Below are 22,927 nucleotides of genomic sequence, written 5' to 3'. Positions count from 1 at the left end.
TCACATTGAAGAACGGGGATGGTATCGCTGATGCAGCATTTTCAACCGGCTGGATTCCACATGCGTATAGATTTCCGTAGCACTGATATCAGCGTGACCCAAAAGCAATTGTACCGTCCGCAAATCTGCGCCACCTTCCAAAAGATGCGTGGCAAAAGAATGTCTGAAGGTATGCGGAGAAATGGATCGCTTTATCTCTGCCAATGTAGCAAATTTCTTGATCAATTTCCATACACCTTGACGAGTTAATCCCTTGCCTGAGCGATTAAGGAACATGAAATCCTCAACCGGCTTAAAAGAAGGGCGGGTGAATTCAAGATAATGGTTCAAATAGTCTTGTGCTGTGTAATGAATTGGTATGAGACGCTCCTTGGCTCCCTTTCCGAAGACCCTAAGCATGCCCACCTGAGGATCAAAATCCAACACTTTCATTTCAATAAGTTCGGAAACACGCAAACCCGCCGCATACAGCAGTTCAAGCATAACTTTATCCCGCATTCCAAGCTTGGTGGAGGAGTCGGGTAGAGCGAGTAGGCGGGATATTTCCTCTTTGGTCAAAAATTCTGGAAGTTTTTTTGGAAGTTTGGGGTTCTCCAAAAGATGTCCAGGATCTTCTTTGTACCACTTTTCACTGACGGCATACGCAAAAAAACCACGGAGCGATGACAAATGACGAGCCAAAGAACGACTTTTCAACCCCTTGGCCCGTAGATATGTCAAATAAAGAAACAATGTTTTGTCCGAAAGGTCCTTTAATAAAAAGGACTTGTCATCCAGAAAGGCCAACAAGGAATGTAAATCCTCGGCGTAACCGGACACACTGTTCTCTGACAGCCCCTTTTCGATCAAAACATATTCTAAATAACGATCAACCCATGGATGGTTGACGTTTTTGCTTGATTTATCATTTTTTTTTCGATTCATGATCACGACCAGATCATATTTGATACAATTAAAGTATTGGATGATATCCTAAAAATAAGAGTAGCCCTAACATTGGATACAAATAAACGGCACTCTAACTCTTGAGGTGCTACCAAGGGACTGCCCAAAGCGCAACAGTTCGGATTGACACAGGGTCAAGCCGCAATTATGAAAGTGCTTGCATTGAAGAAATTTAAGGAGAATTCATACATGTCTAATTTCAAATTGGCCGACCGCCTTTCAACGCTGCCCCCATATCTTTTCGCAGCCATCGACAAGGCTAAAGCAGAAGTGGCCGCCAAGGGCATGGATATCATCAGCTTGGGCATCGGTGATCCAGATCTCCCGACACCGGACTTCATCATCGAGGCTCTGTATGAAGGAGCTAAAAAGCCCGTTAACCACCAGTATCCTTCGTATGTAGGCATGCCTGCCTATCGTCAGGCCGTGGCAGACTGGTACAAGCAACGTTTCGATGTGGACCTTGATGCTCAGACCGAAGTGGTCAGCCTTATCGGCTCCAAAGAAGGCATCGCTCATTTCCCGCTGGCATATATTAACCCCGGAGACCTGGCTCTTGTGGCTACGCCCAATTATCCAGTCTATGGTGTCGCAACAGAATTTGCCGGTGGCATAGTGGAATATCTGCCGCTGCTGGAAGAAAACGACTATCTGGTTGATCTGGAAGCAATTAGCAACGACACTTGGGCGAAAGCCAAGATGATTTTCGTTTGCTATCCAAACAATCCGACAGCCGCAACGGCCACCAAAGAATTTTATGACCGACTGATTGAAAAAGCCCGTGAATTCAATGTAATCGTCATCTCTGACGCCGCCTACACTGAAATTTACTACGATCCGAACAATCGTCCTATTTCAATCATGGAATGCGAACATGCCAAAGAGGTATGCATCGAATTTCATTCCCTGTCCAAAACCTACAATATGACCGGCTGGCGTGTCGGCATGGCCGTAGGTAACAGTGATCTGGTCGCAGGCCTGGGCAAGATCAAAGAAAATGTGGATTCAGGCATTTTCCAAGCTGTTCAGGAAGCCGGTATCGCAGCGCTTCGCAATGGCGAACCCTACGCTGAAAAATTCCGCGCCATTTATAAGGAACGCAGAGACGTGGTAAGTGCCGCTTTAACCAAGGTGGGCATAAACCATCGCGTCCCCGACGCTTCCTTCTATTTGTGGTGCAATGTACCTGATGGAAATAAATCGTCGGAATTCGTGACGAACGTTCTGAAACAGACAGGCGTTGTACTCACACCCGGCAATGGTTTCGGAACACCGGGAGAAGGGTATTTCCGTATCTCCCTGACTGTGAATAACGATCTGCTTGAGGAGGCGGTATCCAGAATATCGAAACTGTAATATGCTATGTCAGCCTCGGCTCCAACATTGGAGACACCGAAGACAATCTTCACGAGGCCTTGATTAAGCTTGAAGACTATGGAGATGAGATACGTCTCAAGGCTGTATCCGAATATTACGAGACTGAGCCTCAGGGCGAAGTCAAGGATCAACAGTGGTTCACAAACCAGATGATCGCACTGGAAATTGATGCCGAAATTTGGTCACCACAAGGCTTTATGTCCACGTGTACGGCTATTGAAGCAAAAATGGGACGTGAGAGAACGGTGAAGGGTGGCCCTAGGCCGCTGGATATGGATATCGTCGCCTGGGGTGATGTGACCATGGACATGGATTTCCTGACTTTGCCGCATCCGCGAGCCAAAGAAAGGGCGTTTGTCCTCGTACCCCTCAAGGAAATCGCACCAAACTACGTGTTTCCTGATGGAACAACCATCGATGAAGCCCTGGATGCTATTGAATACCGGCTCGAAGATCGTAAAATCTGGCAAAAAGCCTAAACCAATACATAAAAGAGACATACCATGCTGAAATTCCTGGTCATTGGCGTAGCACTTTTCCTTGTTTACAAGCTCTTCATGGGCGACAAGAAAAAAAAGGAAATGCAAAGCGAAAAGGTCATCAAGGACAAAGTGGCCTCCGGCGAAATGGTCAAAGACCCGGTTTGCGGTACGTATGTTGAAAAGGATAGTTCTATTCGAGTTCGAGAAGGGGACAAAGTCCACATGTTCTGTTCCTATGAATGTCGGGACAAATACTTGAAACAAATTCAAGCTACGACCATCGAAAAAGACGACGAATAAAACTCTCAACGAATCACATAAAGAGAAAGGCCCTAGACAGGGTCTTTTTTTTGGCCTTCATTCAAGCCCTAACGATGTTCTCTCATTAAACCGACCCCAAGATCAGAAAACACATCCAATTAACTCACAGGGCATTTAACGGTTTCGGCGGGCTTATTGATAAGCCGACGAATAGCGACGATCTGACATGCAACAGAACACAATGCAGATTAACTCTTTATTTCAGCTTACTACACGTTTGTCTCATAATGTAAATTATGTAAACTTTTAACAAGTAGAAGGTAAATAAGCTTTCATAACTTCCGATAAAAATCAGACATACCCTTTTTACGTCGGGAAGTTCGACTTCTACTAACTCACCATTGAGAGTTTTTTTCGAGACTGATAAGAATGCCTGATCGAAGACAATAAAAAGCCGTTTACGGCATTTGAGGGACCATGAAACTTTCGCTTTCCTTTTTCGCATTAATAGTCTGTTTGCTTATTCCAGGCACCAACAGCCTGGCGGCACAAAAACAGACCTTTCAAAAATGGCTTGAACACTATGGAGCTTGGGATCGCCTTGAAAAGGAATATGCAACCGAAACTGCAGAAGACTCTCCTGAAGCAATCCTTAAACGGGCTCAAGTGTATTTAAACCTCAATTCACCAGCAAAAACACTTGAAATCATTGAAATGACACCTGCTTTTGAGGATCGTACCCTTGAAGCAGAAAGATTATGGCTTGGTGGACAGGCTTATCGAGGACTAGGTGACCTTTCAAAAGCCGTCCTCTGGTTCACTCAGGCTACAAAATTCATGGATGATTCAGTCGCCAAACGACGTTTAAAGGCTGAACCAGAACTTGCTGATATCTGGCATGATGTCTGGCTCAAAATGTACTGGTCATATTCCGCAAATCATACTCTATCCAGATCCTCTCAAAAAGAGGCACTCAATCTGGTCATGGCGGTAGGACAGCGTGCATGGAATGACAGCTTCTGGAGTATTGCTCAAGCACTTACCGACAACAATCATGCGGAATTAAAAGAAAAAAAAGAATTAGAACCTACTGAATCCCCTTCTATTACAGCACCCTTCCTACTTCCTAATGATACAACATTGATCGCTCAGTCCATGGCTTCCGCGTCTTTGGAAAAGTTTGATGCAGCGAATAGCCAGATTGACAAAATTTCACAAGAAACCGTCAAGATATTCTGGAAATCAATCATACTCTTCCTTGAAAAAGGCACTCTGCCAACAGATCTTTCCCCTTTCACCACCGGAAAATACCTCAAGGCCAATGCTTTCTGGTCTGGAAATCTTTTAGCTCCCTACTCCAAATCCCGAAGTCAGTGGTTCCTCGGCAATCCTCATTCTGGACCATGGACGCAGTTTAGGAATAATCTTTTGACCATGTCGCTTGATGATGCCCAAAAGGCTATCGATAATGAACTGAGATCAATGCTTATCTCTGAAGAAACATCCGCCCTTCTCACGAACTTTAAACTTGCTTTAACATTATCTAACGGAGATGTTGAATCATCCAGAACTATTTGGAATTCTTTAAATAAAAAAACACTTCCGATTTCTCTTCGTCTTGCAGGACTCCTAACCTTCAAGGACAACTTTAATAATATCCTACCGGAAAAACCGACTGAATCTTATGCTCTTTATCCAATTTTGACCGCCCTTTCCGGTGCGGCGGGACAAGACGTTAATGCTCAAACAGAAGCTCCTTTCTGGACAACCGCTCCGAGCAAACAACTTGCTTCGCTTTCTCTTGATCAATACCCATTGGACAAATTATTGCTGCTTGCATACTGGCAACAACTCTTTAATGAGAAACCATCTGTTTCACTGGCCAAACGCTCAGCATTTCTTTTTGATGATTCTTCATTCGGCATTCAAGGATTACTCTATTTGGCAAACGACGCAGCCAAAACCAAAAATCTACAGTTAAGTGCATTTTATTTAAACCAAATAGATGAGCCAAGTTTGCCTTCGAACCTAAAAACATCCTGGCTGGATATCAAAACACGTATTGAACTTGATTCTGGCAGACAGTCCGCAGCGCTAGATACATATAAGGAAATGGTCAAAACTGGCACACCTATCCCGGTCATGACCCGTTTACGTATGGCGTTGTTATATCAACAGCGAAAAGACTACGAAACAGCCCAAAAAGAACTGCTGATTATGTGGGACAATCGATCCACCATGACGACCGCTCTTCAGGCTGAAACATTGTTCTGGTTGGGCGAAGGCGAGCACGCCATGCGTAACATGGATAAAGCCTTGGATTATTACCTCAAACTGGCCTGGCAATATCCACAGGAAAACATCTGGGCGCTGACCGCCATGTATCGTGCTTCCCTCATTTATGAAAAAAGGGGGAAATACGAAACCGCTAAACGCTTGCTTGGAACAGTTATCCGTAATGCCGCGCGTAAAGAACAGCGAGAAGCTGCCAAGGCCCGTATCGATGCCATCAATAAAAAGATAGGCAAACAGAAAAGCACTGAAAGCACTTTAGTTTATCCATTCTAACTCGAATAACAACTCTAAGAATCAAAAAAAGAAGGTCTTGCGCATGTTTTTCGCAAGGCCTTCTTTTAATATAAAATAAAAGGCGCTTTGCTGAGTTTTCACCATGTACTATTATGGCAAGCACACGAACAGCTTGCCATTCTTGGCTATTTATAGTCACACTGACTTAAATTAGGACATGACCCCAGTATGAGCAATTCCGATACACACACTCACAATACTCGCCGTATTTTTTGGGCGATACTTTCCAGTGGGCTTTTTTCGACACTGGGTATTGGCTTATTTTCATTTACAATTCCACTTCTATCTTTCGATGAAAGAATCAGTGGCATCTGGCTTGGCAGTGCATTTGCGGGATACTATCTTGCCAAATTATTAATCGCACCAGTTGCCGGCCTTTGGGGAGACAAAGTTGGCCCGCGTCTTCCACTACTTCTCACGACATTCATTGGCTGTATTATTCCTTTACTGTACTTTTTTCATACGAGTTTAACGACTCTGTATGTCATTCAATTCATTCTGGGTCTTGTTTCCGGTCTCATCAAACCAATTGGGATGGCCACATTGGGAGGAAATGGGTCAAAAGAGACACTCCCACGGTGGTTCGCATTGTATTCCATGGCTTTCAACATAGCCCTTTTTTGCGGACCTCTTCTTGGTGGATTGCTCTATCTCAACCGTTCCATCAAACCACCGCTTCTGGGACTGTCCCTTTGTATGGGGCTTGCAACACTGATTATTATTTTCTTTCTGCCTAAAGAAACTCGAACAGTCAGGGGAAAAAGTACCTCCAATCCCTCCGTTCTCAAAAAACTTGATGCGACGTACCTACTGTTCTCCATATTCGGTCGAACTCTTGGCATTGGTCTACTCACAGCTTTTTATCCAATTCTTTTAACCATAAAACTCGGGTGGACCGGGTTTGAAATCGCAATTTTGTATGCAATACCAAGCTTTACAACCAGCCTTTGTCTTCCGCTCATGGGAAGAATTCATGGCAAAAAAACACAACTTGGTACTATCGTTTTTGGTATGCTTCTCAGCGCGAGTGCTCTCTTTGCCCTCGGGACAAGTTCAGAGCCATGGCATTTCATTCTCTGGGGAGCAATCATGGGACTTGGAACCGCCATATCCATTCCAGCATCCATGACCGCTGCATCCGATATGTCCCAAAATCAAGGCATGGCCTTTGGCACCACGCACTTTGCTGCCGGACTCGGATTTCTCTTTGGTCCTCTTCTTGGCGGATTTTTAATTCAAATAATCCACTCAGTCGCACCGGCCTTGCAATTTGTAGCGATAATAGGTGTTTTTTCCTGCATCCCCCTGCTCTCTTCCAGCTTTCGGGATCATCTGTATTGGGAAAAAACACTTTCATGGAGCGCGGCCCTTTGTTGCGCATTGCTGGCCGCAATTCCTCTGTACGTCCTATCTATTCCTCAAACGCATCCTTTCCTTGCTGGTGACAAGACCATATACCGATTCACCGATGTTGGTCTGGGTACAATAATTAACTTGACCATCAAGGCTCAAAGTCAAGCCGCCGCAGACAAAGCTGCTCAAAAAACAATCACTACCATGCGGATGTTGCAAAAAGATTACGACCATCGCAATTTAGAAGGTTCAATCGGAAGAATCAACCGAGGAGCCGGACAGTATTGGGTGACACCCTCAACAAGGTCATACGCCTTAATCAACCGGGCCCTTGAATACAGCAAAAAAACTGACGGGGCCTTTGATCCAACGATCGGTGCTCTGACAACCTCTCCGCTCTACTATGCTCTTGATGAAACTCTGGCCCAGATGAAAAAAGGGCTTGTCGATCACAACATGGTCATAGTTGATAATGAAAACAAACGTATTCGCCTGAAAAAGAAGGGAATGGCTCTTGATCTTGGAGGAATAGCCAAAGGCACGATCATTGATACTGCTGTTGCCTTGCTGCAAAAACAAGGAATTCAATCTGGTATAGTAGAAGCAGGAGGCGACTTCTATTGTTTCGGAGACCAGGATTGGACCGTTGGCATACGACATCCTCGTTCCGATACTGTGTATAAGACCATTACAGTTCGGGAAAAAGGAGTATGCGGATCTGGGGACTACCAACAATTTGTAACCGTTGAAAACCACGGGAAGAAAGAATTTCGACACCACATTATCAACCCATCCGATATGAGTTCTGCCAACGCATCGGTTGGAGTGACCGTCATCGCCGACAGTGCAGAAAAAGCGGATGCACTAGCAACAGCTCTCTTTATTCTCGGACCTTTCAAAGGTAAAAGTATCATGAAGAAAGAATACCCTACGACATCAGCCATATGGTTCACTCCCGACATGCAAATTGTGACCACAGATAACTTTCAACAATAATATTATTGTTGAAATCTCGGTACTATTCTTGCTTAATCAAAGAGTCTTCGATTACACCGAAAGAGATAAAAACGAATTAAAATAAATTGTTAGAGAAAACACTATGAAAACGGCTCTATCTATACCCTTTAAAATAAGCGGTTTTTCGCCGATGGTTTGCTGCAATCAAACAGGGGCAAATAGACGGCATACAACACTGAGTAATCAAAAGCTCTCACACTGGCGACCATAACAACACTCAGCAGATAGCGAGTATTTATATGCAGTTATTCAAGACGTATAAGGGCAAAGCAATTCCTATTTTTTTGACGTTCATGTTCATGATAGGCATTCCGGTACTTGTGGCCTTAATCGTCCAATATGACTACATTCAAGATCTTGATCGGGTCTCCAATGAACGGTTGACATTATACGAAAGCACTCTTCAATCCGCTCTCAAAAAACACGAATATCTCCCCTTCCTGATCTCTGAAACAGAAATTGTCAGGGATCTTCTTGAGGGAGAAGGTAATGTCGAAGAGGTTAATTCTTTTCTGGAATCAGCAAGCATCAACTCTGGTTCTGCCGCAGTCTATGTCATTAACGAAAATGGAGTTGTCATTTCTTCAAGCAACTGGAAAAAACCTAAAAACTTTATTGGATTAAACCTCAGTTTTCGTCCGTACTTCAAAGATGCGATCACTGGCAAAAACGGTATGTTTTTTGGTGTTGGTATAACTATCGGAGAACCTGGATTTTATATTTCTCACCCAATTCGTAGTAATGAAAAGATCGTTGGTGTCGCTGTCGCCAAAATCGTACTCTCTTCCCTGGAAAATTTATGGCAGGAAGGAGGTGAGACTGTATTCGTGGTTGACGCTAACGGAGTCATCATCCTGTCGAGCCGACCAAGCTGGAAATATAGGACGTTAAAACCACTCTCAAACGAAACATTGGCAAAAATTAATGAACGCGGCCAATATCCCAAATTAAAACTCAAACATCTTCCAGCAAAACACACGACCCGAATGGGCTTCATGGATGAAGTCACCATAGATAAAGAACGTTTTTTCGAAAACACTCGATCCATTCCAGGGATGAACTGGGATATACTTTATCTGTTGGAACAAAGTGCTTTGTGGGAAAGAACATTGGGCATGTCTTTAACGACTTTTGTCCTCATTGGTCTTGCTATTCTCACTCGCCTCCTTCTGAGGGAACGACACCAAAAAATACTTTCCAGACAACAAGCTGTCGAAGCAGAACACATTCGGGACATCAATAAACAACTGGCCCAAGAAATTGAAGACCGCAAACGTACCGAAGTGGAATTGCGAGAAGCTCAGGAAGAACTTGTCCAGGCAGGTAAATTGGCAGCGCTTGGCGAAATGGCGACCGCTATCGCCCATGAACTGAACCAACCAATTGCCGCAACAAAAACATATATCGCCAGTTGTAAACTTATGCTGGCGAGAAATCTGTTGGATGAACTTGATCCTACCCTGACGAAAGTTTCTAAACTGGGTGACCGCATGGCAAAGGTTACAGAACAATTGAAATCTTTCGCCCGAAAATCATCAAATACGGACAGAGAGTTCGATTTACGGCAAGCGATCAATGAATCCCTGACACTCATGAAGCATCAAATGCGTGTAGAAGACTGTGAACTCAAATTAACTTTGCCGGACACCCCCATCCTCATCAAGGGAGACCGAGTTCGGCTTGAACAAGTGCTGATTAATCTCTTCAGAAACGCACTTGATGCCTTGCAAAACACAGAGTCATCCTTCATCGGTGTGACGCTGAGTGCCAGTGATGAAAAGGCAAGAATCCGCGTCTGGGATAATGGTCCAGGCATATCTTCTGATATCGACAAAAAGCTTTTTGAGCCTTTTGTTACCACCAAAAAAGAAGGCGTCGGCGTTGGACTTGGGCTTTCCATCTCCTATAAGATCATCAAGGATATGAATGGTGATTTTCGTGCAAGGAACTGCCTTGATCAAGGCGCTGAATTTACTGTGTATCTTCCTTTATCCAAACAAAATAAGGAGTCGTAACCATGAATAAGGTCACTCTTGTTGATGATGAAAAATCTGTACGCGATTCCGCCCGACAATGGCTTGAACTCTCTGGATTTGAAGTGCTGAGCTTCGAAGATGCAAGCAAGGCTCTTACAACCATCACAAAGAATTATGAAGGGATCGTCCTTTCGGACGTCAAAATGCCCGGTCTTGATGGTTTGCAGTTTCAAAAAAAAATAGCAGAGGTCGATCCGGATCTTCCGGTAGTCCTCTTTACCGGCCACGGGGATATTGCCATGGCTGTAGAAGCCATTCGAGGTGGTGCGTATGACTTCGTAGAAAAGCCTTTCGATCCTGAACGGATTGTGGAAACCATCAAACGAGCCCTTGAAAAACGTCAACTTGTTATAGAAAATCGACTCCTTAAACAAGCTCTTGTTGACAGCGAAGGCTTGGACTCCAGACTTGTGGGTTCAAGTGTTCCCATGCGAAGCCTAAAAAAGGAAATGACACATATCGCCCCGACCATTGCCAATGTTCTAATCCTTGGGGAAACCGGAACCGGCAAGGAAGTTGTTGCGCGCTCAATCCATAAATTGAGCCATCGCAATAAAAAGAACTACCTTGCCCTAAATTGTGCGGCTATTCCTGTAAACATGGCTGAAAGTGAATTATTCGGTCATGAATCAGGCGCTTTCACAGGCGCCCAGGGCAAACGTATTGGCAAGCTGGAGGCGGCAAACGGTGGCACACTCTTTCTCGATGAACTGAGTTCCATGCCTATTGATGTTCAGGGAAAACTCCTGAGAGCTTTGGAGCATAAAGAGATAACAAGATTGGGTTCCAACACATTAAGGCCTGTAGAATTCCGACTACTTTCTGCCATGAATGAATCCCCACAAAAAGCCATTAAGGAAGGTCGTCTCCGCGAAGACCTGTACTTCCGTCTGAACACCGTGGAGCTGACAGTACCACCGTTGAGGAAACGAAAGGATGATATCCCTCTACTCTTTTCTTTCTTTTTGGAACAGGCTGCAGACACTTATGGCACTTCGGCAGACAGTGCCACGCCGCAAAGTCTGGCTATCATGATGAGCCATGACTGGCCCGGAAACGTTCGAGAACTCAAAAGTATGACTGAACGGTATGTCTTGTCTGCCCTCCCGCCTCAAGAACGTATTCCACAAATTCTCTCCAGCTCAATTGCAGGCGAATGCGCTTCCTCTATTAGCCTTAAGGATCAAGTCAATCTCTTTGAACGCCACCTGATTAAGGAATCACTCGCACGTCATGGCGGCAACGTAAAAAATGTCATTGACGACCTCTGTATCCCCCGAAGAACTCTCAATGAAAAAATGTCCAAGTACGACTTGAAACGCCAGTAAACACCTCTCGGCGGATTTTCGCTGATATGCTTTTTCAGCGTCAGCGAAAATCCGCTCATCCTTCTTTTCTCATAAAATTAATCCATTGAAATATTTAGACTTTGTCACTGACAAAGTCATGGCACGCCTGTTGCTTTTACCAACTCATCAAATGCATCAAATAATGAGGAGGTTGGAATACGGGCGAGCAACGAATGTGCCTAAAACGCATCGCCACAACAATCAGCTTACCACACAAAACACCCGACAAGAGGTCATGGCCCAAGCCAGTTTCGTTACAATTTTTGAACAACAGGTGAACAAATGATGAAAAACCACACAACATCAGTTCCAGGACTGTCCCGTGTCGATGCTGGCCTAGACTGGCTACAGATGCTTACGGGTGCAGGACTCATCCTCTTTATGTGGTGTCATATGCTGCTCGTATCTTCCGTAGTCATTTCGCCGAGCATCATGAATGCCATCGCACATTTTTTTGAGGTCACATACATGGCCCAGGTGGGAGGACCCATTATCTTTCTGACATTCCTGGTCCATTTCGTTCTGGCAGCTCGTAAGATTCCATTCCGTGTGGAAGATCAATCCACAATCTGGCAACACGCTAAAATGCTTAAGCATCGGGACACATGGCTCTGGATTGTTCAGGCTGGAACCGCAATGATCATCCTGATCCTCGGCGCCATCCACATGTGGGTCGTCCTAAATGATCTCCCCATCACCGCCATGAAATCTGCTGCACGCATGCAGCAATTCTGGTGGTTTGTTTTCTATATGCTCCTGCTTCCCTGTGTCGAACTCCACGTCAGCGTCGGATTCTACCGCATTGCAGTGAAATGGGGCTTCATCAAATCAGATAAGCGCAAGGGCTTCAAAAAGCTCGAGTCGACACTGTTCACCATGTTCATGGTCATCGGCATCGCCACGCTGATTCGCTTTGTAACATTAGGTCAGTAAGGATCATCCAATGCAAACGTACTATTCAGATCTGCTCGTTATTGGTGCTGGCCTAGCCGGAGAGCGTGTCGCCTGTGAGGCTGCGCAAAGCGGCTTCAAAGCAACCTGCCTGTCCATTGTTCCAGCAAGACGTTCTCACTCCTCTGCCGCACAAGGTGGAATGCAGGCTGCTCTCGGCAACTCTGCAAAAGGTGAAGGCGATGGCCCTGACATCCATTTCATTGATACAGTCAAAGGTTCTGACTGGGGTTGCGATCAGGAAGTTGCCCGACTTTTCGCAGACAATGCTCCTATCGAAATGCGCCGCCTCGCACACTGGGGTGTGCCGTGGAACCGCGTCATTCCAGGCAAATCATTTTTCTTTAAAGGTGGAGAAAAATTTGAAAAATTTGAAAAAAAAGAAAATGAAGGGTTGATTACAGCTCGTTCATTCGGCGGTACTGCCAAATGGCGCACCTGCTTCACGTCTGATGGTACAGGCCATGCGGTTATGTGTACCATGGACAACCGTTGTGCCGAACTTGGCATTGATGTTTTCGACAAAAAAGAAGCCATCGCCCTAATTCAAGACGGCGAAACCTGCATGGGTGCTGTTGTTCGCTGCTTGCGAACCGGTCAGCTTGAAACATATCTCGCCAAGGCAACCGCCATCTGTACTGGCGGTTTTGGTCGTATCTACAAAGCCACAACCAACGCAGTCATCTGTGATGGTGGCGGCCATATCATCGCCCATGACACCGGTGTTGTCCCCATCGGTAACCCTGAATCCATTCAGTTTCATCCCACCGGTATTGTTCCCACGGACATACTCGTGACTGAAGGCTGTCGCGGAGACGGCGGAACCCTGCTTGACTGTAATGAAGAACGCTTCATGAACATCTATGAGCCGGACAAGGCTGAACTCGCTTCTCGTGACGTTGTTTCTCGCTGGATGACCCATCACATGCGTGAAGGCAAAGGCGTAAAAAGTCCATACGGCGAGCATCTTTGGCTCGATATCCGTCACCTTGGTGACAAACATATCTCCACCAAGCTCCGTGAAGTAGACGAAATCTGTCACCACTTCCTTGGTGTCGACCCACGTACGGAACTTATCCCAGTTCGTCCGACCCAACATTATACCATGGCTGGTATTCGTACCAATAAAGACGGCGCGGTGTATGGTCTCAAAGGCCTCTATTCCGCTGGTGAAGCGGCCTGTTGGGATATGCACGGCTTCAACCGTCTTGGCGGAAACTCTTTGGCTGAAACCGTCGTGGCCGGTGGAATCATCGGAACAAAAATCGTCGAGTTCCTCCAGGGGCACGAAACCAAATTCGATACCCAACTCATCAATGCCGAAGTCAAAAAACAGGAAAAACGCATTCACGACCTTATTCATGGTCGCAACGGCAAACTCAATGTCTACGACGTACGCAATGAGATGCAAGATGCCCTGATGAAAGGCTGCTTTGTCTTCCGTAATCAGGATGGTTTGGAAGAATGTGTCGAAACGTTGCAAAAGACTCTCGAAAAATCCAAAAAAGTCAGCCTTGTTTCTGATGGCGCAGGCCCTAACCACGAATTGGCTGCCGCACTCAAGATTCAAGGACAGGTCAAGCTCGCCCTGTGCATTGCCCAAGCGGCAATGGTTCGTACTGAATCCCGAGGTTCTCACAACCGCGAAGACTATCCTGAACGCAATGATCAGGATTGGCTCAATCGGACGCTGGCATACTGGCCAGAAAAGGCCGACATGCCTGAACTCAGCTACGAAGACACCACGCCTGTTTTCGAACTGCCCCCGGGTGACCGCGGATACGGCGGTGGAACGATCATTCCCGCAGACGAAACATATGTGAAGGATCGCACCGTCAAAAGCCCTGTCACTAAAATTGGCAAGAAGTAATAACCCGGATCAAAAAAGGAACGTATCATGGGTAGAGAAATAAAATTCGAAATATTCCGGTATAATCCAGAAAAAAAGGGAAAGGTCCCGCACATGCAGACCTACACCCTTGATGAAACCCCAAACATGACCCTGTTCATTGCTCTAAATAGACTGCGGGAAGAACAGGACCCGAGCCTCATCTTCGACTTCTGTTGTCGTGCAGGCATCTGTGGCGCATGCGCCATGGTCATCAATGGGCGTCCGGGCCTGGCTTGTCAGACCAAAACAAAAGATCAACCCACCAATATCACACTGCACCCCCTGCCTGTCTTCAAACTCGTCGGAGACCTCTCCGTGGATACGGGTGTCTGGTTCAGAGAAATGTACGACAAAACTGAATCATGGGTTCACACGTCCAAGACATTCGATCCGACCAAGAAAGAAGAGCGCATGGACGACAAGGTAGCCAACCAAATCTATGAACTCGAACGCTGCATCGAATGCGGCTGTTGTGTCTCTGCCTGTGGAACCGCCCGCCTGCGGGATGATTTCATGGGGGCAGCGGCCCTAAACCGTATTGCCCGATTTGTCGTCGACCCCAGAGATGAACGCTCTGACGATCAATACTTTGAAATCATCGGCAATGATAACGGTATATTCGGCTGCATGGGCCTGCTGGCCTGTGAAGACGTTTGCCCTAAAGGGCTGCCGCTGCAAGATCAACTCGGTTTCCTCCGCCGCAAGATGGGCATCACAGCAATCAAAGAAATCTTCAGGAAGAAATAATCATGCGCACAATCAAAACCAGCGAAATAGTCGATGCCGTGGCAAACATGTGCATCAAGGCAAACACAGAGCTGCCGAGCGATGTCCGCACCAAACTCGAACAGGCGATGGCCAAAGAAACCAGTGACTCCGCAAAGGAAGTCCTGCGCCAACTTCTGGAAAATGCCGACCTTGCCAAAAGTACAAAACTCCCCCTCTGTCAGGATTGCGGCCTTGCCGTCCTCTTTGTTGAAGTCGGCGACGACGTTCGCATTGACGGAGGAAATCTTCGTGAAGTCATCAACGAAGGTGTTCGTAAAGGGTATGCCGATGGTTTTCTACGAAAATCCGCTTGCGACCCGTTCAGTCGGGCCAATACAGGCGATGGCACCCCCGCAATCATTCACTTTGATTTCGTCCCTGGCGACACGCTGAAGATTGTCTATATGGCAAAAGGCGGCGGCAGTGAAAACATGAGTCGTTGCACCATGTTGGCACCAGCTCAAGGCTGGGAAGGCATCAAGGAATTCGTTATCAACCGCGTTGCTGAAGCCGGCCCCAACCCCTGTCCTCCGATCGTTGTAGGCCTCGGCATTGGCGGTACCTTTGAACACGCATCCATCATTGCCAAGAAATCTCTTATGCGTCGACTGGATGACACACATCCTGACCCGGATATCGCAGCCAAGGAAAAAGAACTCGAAGATGCCATCAACAGACTCGGCATCGGTCCCATGGGCCTCGGCGGAAAAACCACTGCTCTCAGTGTGAAAATGGCTGTCGATCCCTGCCATCTGGCAAGTCTTCCCTTGGCCGTAAACATCCAGTGTCACTCCCAACGGCACGAGGAGGTCGTACTCTAATGGCTGAATATAAACTGAATACCCCGCTGACAGACGAAGACATGAAACAGCTTGTGGCTGGCGATGTAGTATTCCTCTCCGGCACCATCTACTCCGCCCGCGATGCTGCCCACAAAAAACTTGTGGATCTGCTGGACGCAGGCAAAGAACTTCCCTTCGCCCTTGAAGGTGCTGCAATCTACTATGTTGGTCCCAGCCCAGCCCCTCCGGGACGCCCCATCGGCGCAGCCGGTCCGACAACCAGCTATCGCATGGATTCCTATGCCCCGCGTCTCTACAGCCTGGGCCTCAAGGCCACCATCGGCAAGGGTAAACGCAATGATGAAACGCGCCAAGCCATGCAGGACCACACAGCCGTTTACTTCGGCGCAACAGGTGGCGCAGGAGCTCTTCTGTCCAATTCCATTACAGAATCCACGGTCATCGCCTTTGACGAACTCGGCCCGGAGGCCGTTCGTAAAATGAAAGTCACAGACTTTCCCCTGCTCGTCATCAACGACGCCCATGGTGGAGAACTCTACGCCGTCCCCGATCGTAAAGCTGCCGGCCTCAAATAAAAAACCGTTATCCAAGGAGATAAAAATGGCCTTATTCACCAAACAAGAAGCTCTCGATTTTCACTCCATGGGGAGAAAAGGTAAAATTGAAGTTGTTCCTGTCAAACCGTGCGTCACTCAAAAACACCTGTCCATGGCATACAGCCCCGGTGTTGCCCACTCCTGTCTGGAAATAGCTGAAGATGAATCGAAATCCTTTGAATACACCGCTCGCGGCAATCTGGTCGCCGTCGTGTCCAACGGAACGGCTGTTCTTGGTCTCGGCAATATAGGTGCAGCCGCAGGCAAGCCGGTTATGGAAGGTAAAGGCGTACTGTTCAAAGTTTTCGCTGATGTGGATGTCTTTGATATCAACCTCGACGTTTCCGATCCTGACAAGATCATTGAAATCGTCAAGGCCATGGAACCGACCTTTGGCGGCATCAACCTTGAAGACATCAAAGCTCCAGAATGCTTCTATATTGAAGAAAAATTAAAAAAAGAGATGAATATCCCTGTCTTCCATGACGATCAACACGGCACCGCCATCGTGACAGCTGCCGGTATGATGAACGCCTTGGAAATCTCCGGCAAAAAAGCTGAAGGCATGCGCGTTGTCATCTCCGGCGCAGGAGCAGCAGCTATCGCCTGTACCAACTTGTACAAAGGTATGGGTGTCCTTCCCGAAAATATAGCCATGTTCGATTCGCGCGGTCATATCAACAAAAGCCGTACGGACCTCAATGAGACCAAACAAGCTTACGCCACAGAAAAAGAATACGGCTCTCTGGCAGAAGCCATGGAAGGAGCTGATTGTTTCCTCGGCCTGTCCGTCAAGGACATGGTTTCCAAAGAAATGGTCAAATCCATGGCAGACAGCCCGATTATCTTCGCCTGTGCCAACCCTGATCCGGAAATCTCCTACACCGACGCCAAGGAAGCTCGACCTGACGCCATCATGGGTACCGGACGCTCTGACTTCCCCAATCAAGTAAATAACGTCCTCGGATTCCCGTTCATCTTCCGAGGTGCTCTCGATGTTGGTGCCACAGCCATCAATGAAGAAATGAAGCTCGCCGCCGCACAAGCTCTGGCCGCTCTCGCCAAGGAACCGGCTCCGGCATACGTTTGCGAAGCCTTTGGCGTCGACACGCTTGAATTCGGCATCGATTACATCATCCCCAAGGCTCTTGACCTGCGGCTAATCGAATACGTTTCCGTGGCTGTTGCCAAGGCCGCCATGGACACAGGTGTCGCACGCAAGAATATTGATCTTGATGAATACAAGAAGGAACTGCGTCAGCGTATTGCAGACTCCTCCGCTCGCGTGGGGGCCTTCGTCGATTCATACGATCTCGGTATCTAATCCCCATTACCGGGCAGGGAGGTTGCGGACCTGCCCGGCTCTCGGGTTCCGAGAGTTCAAAGACTGGGATTACCATTACAATGACGGCTTTTTTGCCAATAGATTAGGAGGTAAACATGAGTGCACAAGCAGAGGAAAGCGGAAAAGGCAGGATGGTAGGGTTCTTTCTCGGCCCCATCGTCTTTGCATTAATGCTTCTCCTTCCGGCCCCTGAGGGGATGAAGGTTGAAGCGTGGCGAGTCGCTGCAGTGACAGTGTTCATGGCAATCTGGTGGATTACGGAAGCTATTCCCATTCCGGCGACATCCCTTTTGCCCATCGCCTTATTCCCATTACTCGGCATCATGAAATCCAAAGCTGCAACTGCTCCCTACGCCAACCATCTGATCTATCTGTTTATGGGCGGCTTCTTCCTCGCAGTCACCATGGAAAGATGGAACCTGCACAAGCGGGTCGCCGTACATACCATTCGAATGGTCGGAACCAGTCCAGGCAGAATGATTCTCGGATTCATGATCGCTACAGCCTTCCTGTCCATGTGGGTTTCCAATACGGCAACCACCATGATGATGGTCCCCATCGGACTTGCCGTCATCCAGCAGGCCACAGGTTTTGACTCCAAGACCCTGCGTGCATGTGCAACCACCGGTCCTGAATCAAACTTCGGTAAATGTCTCATGCTTGGTATTGCTTACGCAGCCTCCATGGGTGGCGTTGCAACCATTATCGGCACCCCTCCCAACACCATTATGGTCGGTATGATCGACAAGATGTTCGGCGTTGAAATCGGTTTTGGTCAGTGGATGATGTTTGGTGTGCCCCTGTCTGTCGTCATGCTTGCCATTTCCTGGGTCGTCCTGACCAAGCTTCTTTTCCCCATGGGTGGAATGCAACTCGCAGGCGGCAAAAAAATTATCGACGAAGAAATTCAGAAACTTGGCGTCATGTCTTCCGAAGAAAAGAAAATCGTTGTGGTCGGCTGTTTCGTCGCCACATTTTGGCTAGCCCGTGGTTTCCTTAAAGGGGTTCCCTTCGTTACCGATATCATGCCGAATTTCGGCTACATCCATGATGCCACAATCGGTATCCTTGGAGCCTTGATTCTGTTCGCCATTCCCACCAACTTCAAAAAAGGTGAATTCCTTCTGGATTGGAAAACCGCCGTCAAGATTCCCTGGGATGTCATCCTGCTCTTCGGTGGTGGCCTGGCTATTGCCAACGGCTTTGCCAAGACCGGCCTGGCAACTTATATTGCTTCCCAACTGGGTGGGCTTGAAGGCACCAGCATCATGGTTTTCGTCGGCGCAGTCGTGCTGATCACCATCTTCCTGACGGAAATAACTTCCAATACTGCTACTGCAACATTGCTTGTCCCGATTATGGGTAGCGCAGCCATTGCAATGGGCGTCCATCCCTATGCAACCATCATCGGTGCATGTGTAGCTGCTTCCTTCGCATTCATGCTTCCCGTAGCAACACCGCCCAACGCGGTCGTTTTCGGCAGCGGATGCATATCAATCAAACAAATGGCCAAGGCGGGCCTATGGTTAAACATCATAGGCACCCTCTTAATTACGATCTTTGTCGTATACCTCCTGCCCGTTGTCTGGGGAATCGATCTCCACTCCGTGCCGGACTGGGCTGTCATGCCTAAATAAACTCCACCTCCCTGCGGGCGGTCATTGATGACCGCCCGCAGGATAAAAAAACCTTTTTTAACTGTTGAGCTGTCGCGCTCAGGCGACGGAGAGGAAAGATGCGTTCAAATTCAAAGATACTTCCGGTCATTCTTGCAGCTATTTTACTCTTGGCAGCGTCCGCAATCGGATACATCAAAACGAGTGAGAAAGCACAGATGCCAGCACGGATTCTGTTCCAGAACAATGGCGGAAAAGTCATCTTTTCCCACCTCGTCCATCATCGTGACTACCAGATCAACTGTATTCAATGTCACCACGAAAAAGGCACTGACGTAATGACGGTTGAGGATAACAAAGCGCTTGACTGTGGTTCATGTCATCCCAACGAATTTAATGATGAATATATTAATAACCACATGGATTCATTCCCTAATGAATCATACTGCGTTCGCTGTCATCACACTGAATATGAAGCAATAATTTTCGATCATGAAGAACACAAAGACTATGCAGACGATTGCTATGATTGCCATCACGGCAAAGAAATCGAACCCGAGCCGCAAAAATGTGCCAACTGCCACAAAGGTGATGACTCTGGTGATCTGTTGAGCATGCGTCTGGCTGGACACCAAAGCTGTACGAACTGTCATGAAGACATGTTTGATAAAGGCCTCTCAAGCTGCAAATCCTGCCATGTTCAAGTGGATATGACCCAATACGAGGGCGACTTCACCTCCTGTAACAAATGCCATGAATCCGAAACACGGGAACTCGTTCTTCCACGCATGAATGCATTTCACGACCAATGCATGTCCTGCCACGAAGAAAATGAGGTCGGCCCATATGGACCTGACAACTGTAACCAATGCCACATCACTAGGTAGGCGAACATGAATAAGCACGATACACCTCGAGCCATCTCGCAGGCTGAAATAACGCTAAAAAGGCACTGTTATCTGGTTACATGTGGTCAAGCTGTCAAACGCGGTGAACGAATTGCCACAACCTCAATCTCTGGCCTTGGAGATATCCATGCTCCAGTGGCTGGAACTATCGACCATGTCGACCCCTACCGAATTCGTATAACCGCTGATGGCGATGAAACAGTCGAACCAATTTCGTTCAATGGTATTGCCGGGCAAGAGCTTCTTAAAGCACTCATTGAACTTGGGGCTGACATCACAGCAGCTTCGGATATCCAAACATTGATCATAAACGGCGTGGATGAAGAACAAGGGCTCACGGCTCGCTCAACACTTTTGTCTACGGCCAGTGGAACTCTTGAATTGGGGATACAGGCTCTTCTTTCCATATATGCACCACCCGCAACATATTTGGCAGCAATCAATGGATCGGACCTGCTGGAAAGCACACGATACACTAAAATTTCAGAACAGTACCCTGCCGGATTGGACCCCATGGTTGCATTGACCGTAACCGGCAAAGAAAATCCGGACAACACGCTCGTTGTGGGCCTGGAAACAGTCTTTCACATCGGAAGAATCATGGAAACGGGCCTGCCCGTCATGGAAACCATGATCACAGTAGATAAAACGAGTCAGATCTTTCTCCTCGGAACTCCTGTCGGAGAAATCATCAATATAACTGGTGACAATATCGAAGACCGAGATCGTATCGTACTCGGTGGTGTTCTTCGCGGGTCAGCCGCTGCCAGCCCCATGCAGGGGGTGACTCGCGACACCACCGCCATCACTTTAGTCAAAAATTCCGCCCCCGTTGCACAGGATTCCCCTTGTGTTGGTTGCGGTGAATGCATTCGTCACTGCCCAGCCAGACTCGATCCAGCCATGATCACCAGCTACGCGGAATTCGGCATGTACGACAAAGCAGCCGATGAATCTGTGGATGCCTGCTTTGAATGTGGATTGTGCGGCTTCTTCTGTATCGCACAACGCCCCATGCTTCAGTATATCCGGCTCGCAAAAAACGAACTTGAACGAGCCAAAAGTGTGGCTGGAAAGGAGAAATAGCCATGAAACAACTCAATCCATTCGCATTGACCGTCTCGGTCCCGCCCCATCGACATCGTGGCATCACTGTTCAGGGAAGGATGGTTAATATTCTTCTGGCTATGATACCAGCGGCTGCTATGGCCATGACTTCATACGGCATGACAGCTTTCCGCGTCATGGCGCTTTCTGTGGCAACAGCTATCCTCACAGAAGCTGTGTGCACCATGTTCATGGATCAAAAACCCCAAGTGCGCGATTTCCACGCTTTCACCGTCGGGCTTTGCTTCGCATTTCTTTTACCGGCATCTGCCCCTTGGTGGCTTGTCACCATAGGAAGTGCCGCATCCATTATACTGGGTAAAATGATGTTTGGCGGGCTCGGTGGCAGTCCATTCTGCGCACCACTCATCGGATGGGCGGTATGTCGGATATCCTGGCCCGGGTTCATGGATATTGACGCAACTATGCTCAATGTTGATCTCACATATCCCTTGGCCCAACTCAAAAACTTCGGCCTTGATGCCGTCATGATTACCGACTCCCGTGCGTTATTCCTCGGAAAACAACTCGGTGGACTGGGAGCAACCCAAATCGCTGGCGTTGTAACCGGCGCGTTGTTTCTCGTCATTCGTAAACATATATCCACCATCATTCCGGTCGGTGTCATCGGAGGAGTCCTTATTACTGCGGGTCTCTTCAACATGGCTGACCCCACGATTTATGCCACGCCAACTCTCCATCTGTTGACTGGTTCCACGCTATTCGGCGCCTTTTTCCTGGCGACCGACGGCCCGTCATCACCTAACAGACAAATCCCCATGCTTCTCTTCGGAATAATTACCGGGGTCATGATTGTCATCATCCGAGTCTATGGCATCTATCCTGACGGAGTGCCTTTTGCCATCCTGCTTGCCAACCTGCTCACGCCGGTCTTGGAACGTATTCGCCCCAGACCTTTCGGAAAGAGGTAACCCATGAAAGAAATGCTCAAAATGATGATCGTACTCTCCCTGATTTGTGGATTGTCGGGAGTGACACTGGCAGCGCTTAAACAAGCCACTGCCCCTATTATCGAAGAACAGGTACTGACTTTTGTTCAGGCTCCCGCCATCGAATCGGTCCTCCACAAGTATAACAACAACCCTATCAAGGACCGAAAAAAATTCAAAATGGACGGTAAAACAATAACGGTCTTTCCAGCGATCCACGACGGAGAGCTAACCGCAGTCGCCTTCGAGACATCCGGTAGAGGTTACGGCGGTAATATCGGCGTTATGGTTGGATTTGACATCAAATCCGACACGTTGTCCGGCATTGGCATCACAACTATGAAAGAAACACCGGGGTTGGGTTCTCGCGTCGCTTCTCACGGGTTTACCACCCAATTCAAGGAGCATCCGCTTGATTCAATGAACCTCAAAAAGAATGGCGGCAGCATTGATGCCGTTGCCGGAGCAACCATATCCTCCACCGGAACTGTTTCCGCTGTTCAAAATGCCATTGTCATATTCAATTCACTGAAATCCGAATTCGCCAAGGATTGGTCCTAGCACACAGTGTGAAGACGCCACT

At 47.6% G+C, this 22,927-nt stretch carries 20 protein-coding genes; 19 read left to right on the top strand and 1 reads right to left on the bottom strand.

From position 1 onward, the window contains the following. Positions 1-924 carry a site-specific tyrosine recombinase XerD gene (gene xerD / locus SYK_RS02970; protein WP_281762131.1) on the bottom strand — a complete coding sequence of 308 codons (924 nt, stop codon included), beginning with the start codon at positions 922-924 and terminating at the stop codon, positions 1-3. A gap of 210 nt (positions 925-1,134) precedes the next feature. Between xerD and SYK_RS02965 the strand changes: the two genes are divergently transcribed. From SYK_RS02965 to rnfG, 19 genes are all read left to right on the top strand, one after another. Further along, entirely contained in the window at positions 1,135-2,301 is a 1,167-nt protein-coding gene (locus SYK_RS02965; RefSeq protein WP_281762130.1) for an LL-diaminopimelate aminotransferase, read from the top strand. Further along, positions 2,280-2,801, top strand: a complete 522-nt coding sequence (gene folK / locus SYK_RS02960) for a 2-amino-4-hydroxy-6-hydroxymethyldihydropteridine diphosphokinase (protein WP_353618300.1) — start codon at positions 2,280-2,282, stop codon at positions 2,799-2,801. The genes SYK_RS02965 and folK overlap by 22 nt, the downstream gene beginning before the upstream one ends. Before the next feature lie 24 nt (positions 2,802-2,825). Continuing rightward, the gene (locus SYK_RS02955) at positions 2,826-3,104 is read left to right on the top strand and encodes a transcriptional regulator (RefSeq protein ID WP_281762129.1); all 279 of its coding nucleotides are present in this window, start codon (positions 2,826-2,828) and stop codon (positions 3,102-3,104) included. Positions 3,105-3,542: 438 nt separating this feature from the next. Continuing rightward, the gene (locus SYK_RS02950; protein WP_281762128.1) at positions 3,543-5,633 is read left to right on the top strand and encodes a tetratricopeptide repeat protein; all 2,091 of its coding nucleotides are present in this window, start codon (positions 3,543-3,545) and stop codon (positions 5,631-5,633) included. A 189-nt stretch (positions 5,634-5,822) separates the two neighbouring features. Further along, a complete protein-coding gene (locus tag SYK_RS02945; protein WP_281762127.1) occupies positions 5,823-8,003 on the top strand; it encodes an MFS transporter in 2,181 nt (726 codons plus the stop codon). A gap of 260 nt (positions 8,004-8,263) precedes the next feature. Then, positions 8,264-10,039, top strand: coding sequence for a sensor histidine kinase (locus tag SYK_RS02940; protein ID WP_281762126.1), 1,776 nt, complete (start codon positions 8,264-8,266; stop codon positions 10,037-10,039). A gap of 2 nt (positions 10,040-10,041) precedes the next feature. Continuing rightward, positions 10,042-11,388 carry a sigma-54-dependent transcriptional regulator gene (locus tag SYK_RS02935; RefSeq protein WP_281762125.1) on the top strand — a complete coding sequence of 449 codons (1,347 nt, stop codon included), beginning with the start codon at positions 10,042-10,044 and terminating at the stop codon, positions 11,386-11,388. Between the two features lie 118 nt (positions 11,389-11,506). Further along, a complete protein-coding gene (locus tag SYK_RS02930; protein WP_281762124.1) occupies positions 11,507-11,695 on the top strand; it encodes a hypothetical protein in 189 nt (62 codons plus the stop codon). After that, positions 11,695-12,342, top strand: a complete 648-nt coding sequence (locus SYK_RS02925; protein WP_281763225.1) for a succinate dehydrogenase/fumarate reductase transmembrane subunit — start codon at positions 11,695-11,697, stop codon at positions 12,340-12,342. The genes SYK_RS02930 and SYK_RS02925 overlap by 1 nt, the downstream gene beginning before the upstream one ends. Before the next feature lie 10 nt (positions 12,343-12,352). Beyond that, positions 12,353-14,230, top strand: a complete 1,878-nt coding sequence (locus SYK_RS02920) for a fumarate reductase flavoprotein subunit (protein ID WP_281762123.1) — start codon at positions 12,353-12,355, stop codon at positions 14,228-14,230. A 27-nt stretch (positions 14,231-14,257) separates the two neighbouring features. After that, the gene (locus tag SYK_RS02915; RefSeq protein ID WP_281762122.1) at positions 14,258-14,998 is read left to right on the top strand and encodes a fumarate reductase iron-sulfur subunit; all 741 of its coding nucleotides are present in this window, start codon (positions 14,258-14,260) and stop codon (positions 14,996-14,998) included. 2 nt (positions 14,999-15,000) lie between these two features. Then, positions 15,001-15,840, top strand: coding sequence for a fumarate hydratase (locus SYK_RS02910; protein WP_281762121.1), 840 nt, complete (start codon positions 15,001-15,003; stop codon positions 15,838-15,840). Then, entirely contained in the window at positions 15,840-16,397 is a 558-nt protein-coding gene (locus tag SYK_RS02905) for a Fe-S-containing hydro-lyase (protein WP_281762120.1), read from the top strand. Before SYK_RS02910 ends, SYK_RS02905 begins: the two co-directional genes overlap by 1 nt. Before the next feature lie 25 nt (positions 16,398-16,422). After that, positions 16,423-17,742 carry a malic enzyme-like NAD(P)-binding protein gene (locus SYK_RS02900; RefSeq protein ID WP_281762119.1) on the top strand — a complete coding sequence of 440 codons (1,320 nt, stop codon included), beginning with the start codon at positions 16,423-16,425 and terminating at the stop codon, positions 17,740-17,742. A gap of 116 nt (positions 17,743-17,858) precedes the next feature. Next, a complete protein-coding gene (locus SYK_RS02895) occupies positions 17,859-19,400 on the top strand; it encodes an SLC13 family permease (RefSeq protein ID WP_281762118.1) in 1,542 nt (513 codons plus the stop codon). Positions 19,401-19,498: 98 nt separating this feature from the next. Continuing rightward, a complete protein-coding gene (locus SYK_RS02890; RefSeq protein ID WP_281762117.1) occupies positions 19,499-20,266 on the top strand; it encodes a cytochrome c3 family protein in 768 nt (255 codons plus the stop codon). A 6-nt stretch (positions 20,267-20,272) separates the two neighbouring features. After that, positions 20,273-21,373: a 4Fe-4S dicluster domain-containing protein gene (locus SYK_RS02885; protein ID WP_281762116.1), complete on the top strand. Its 1,101-nt coding sequence runs from the start codon at positions 20,273-20,275 to the stop codon at positions 21,371-21,373. Positions 21,374-21,375: 2 nt separating this feature from the next. Beyond that, complete coding sequence (locus SYK_RS02880) at positions 21,376-22,326, top strand: RnfABCDGE type electron transport complex subunit D (RefSeq protein ID WP_281762115.1); 951 nt, start codon at positions 21,376-21,378, stop codon at positions 22,324-22,326. A 3-nt stretch (positions 22,327-22,329) separates the two neighbouring features. Beyond that, positions 22,330-22,905 carry an RnfABCDGE type electron transport complex subunit G gene (gene rnfG / locus SYK_RS02875; protein WP_281762114.1) on the top strand — a complete coding sequence of 192 codons (576 nt, stop codon included), beginning with the start codon at positions 22,330-22,332 and terminating at the stop codon, positions 22,903-22,905. The last annotated feature ends 22 nt before the right edge of the window (positions 22,906-22,927 follow it).

The organism is Pseudodesulfovibrio nedwellii (genome assembly GCF_027923765.1).
GTDB classification, from domain to species: Bacteria; Desulfobacterota; Desulfovibrionia; order Desulfovibrionales; family Desulfovibrionaceae; genus Pseudodesulfovibrio; species Pseudodesulfovibrio nedwellii.
The sequence above is the reverse complement of the archived record's forward strand: the minus strand, read 5'-3'. Positions and strand labels throughout refer to the sequence as shown.

Bases quoted from the DNA above. Each gene is read 5' to 3' on its own strand.
- xerD (WP_281762131.1), bottom strand. From the start codon at position 924: ATGAATCGAAAAAAAAATGATAAATCAAGCAAAAACGTCAACCATCCA.
- SYK_RS02965 (WP_281762130.1), top strand. From the start codon at position 1,135: ATGTCTAATTTCAAATTGGCCGACCGCCTTTCAACGCTGCCCCCATAT.
- SYK_RS02955 (WP_281762129.1), top strand. From the start codon at position 2,826: ATGCTGAAATTCCTGGTCATTGGCGTAGCACTTTTCCTTGTTTACAAG.
- SYK_RS02950 (WP_281762128.1), top strand. From the start codon at position 3,543: ATGAAACTTTCGCTTTCCTTTTTCGCATTAATAGTCTGTTTGCTTATT.
- SYK_RS02945 (WP_281762127.1), top strand. From the start codon at position 5,823: ATGAGCAATTCCGATACACACACTCACAATACTCGCCGTATTTTTTGG.
- SYK_RS02940 (WP_281762126.1), top strand. From the start codon at position 8,264: ATGCAGTTATTCAAGACGTATAAGGGCAAAGCAATTCCTATTTTTTTG.
- SYK_RS02935 (WP_281762125.1), top strand. From the start codon at position 10,042: ATGAATAAGGTCACTCTTGTTGATGATGAAAAATCTGTACGCGATTCC.
- SYK_RS02930 (WP_281762124.1), top strand. From the start codon at position 11,507: ATGGCACGCCTGTTGCTTTTACCAACTCATCAAATGCATCAAATAATG.
- SYK_RS02925 (WP_281763225.1), top strand. From the start codon at position 11,695: ATGAAAAACCACACAACATCAGTTCCAGGACTGTCCCGTGTCGATGCT.
- SYK_RS02920 (WP_281762123.1), top strand. From the start codon at position 12,353: ATGCAAACGTACTATTCAGATCTGCTCGTTATTGGTGCTGGCCTAGCC.
- SYK_RS02915 (WP_281762122.1), top strand. From the start codon at position 14,258: ATGGGTAGAGAAATAAAATTCGAAATATTCCGGTATAATCCAGAAAAA.
- SYK_RS02910 (WP_281762121.1), top strand. From the start codon at position 15,001: ATGCGCACAATCAAAACCAGCGAAATAGTCGATGCCGTGGCAAACATG.
- SYK_RS02905 (WP_281762120.1), top strand. From the start codon at position 15,840: ATGGCTGAATATAAACTGAATACCCCGCTGACAGACGAAGACATGAAA.
- SYK_RS02900 (WP_281762119.1), top strand. From the start codon at position 16,423: ATGGCCTTATTCACCAAACAAGAAGCTCTCGATTTTCACTCCATGGGG.
- SYK_RS02895 (WP_281762118.1), top strand. From the start codon at position 17,859: ATGAGTGCACAAGCAGAGGAAAGCGGAAAAGGCAGGATGGTAGGGTTC.
- SYK_RS02890 (WP_281762117.1), top strand. From the start codon at position 19,499: ATGCGTTCAAATTCAAAGATACTTCCGGTCATTCTTGCAGCTATTTTA.
- SYK_RS02885 (WP_281762116.1), top strand. From the start codon at position 20,273: ATGAATAAGCACGATACACCTCGAGCCATCTCGCAGGCTGAAATAACG.
- SYK_RS02880 (WP_281762115.1), top strand. From the start codon at position 21,376: ATGAAACAACTCAATCCATTCGCATTGACCGTCTCGGTCCCGCCCCAT.
- rnfG (WP_281762114.1), top strand. From the start codon at position 22,330: ATGAAAGAAATGCTCAAAATGATGATCGTACTCTCCCTGATTTGTGGA.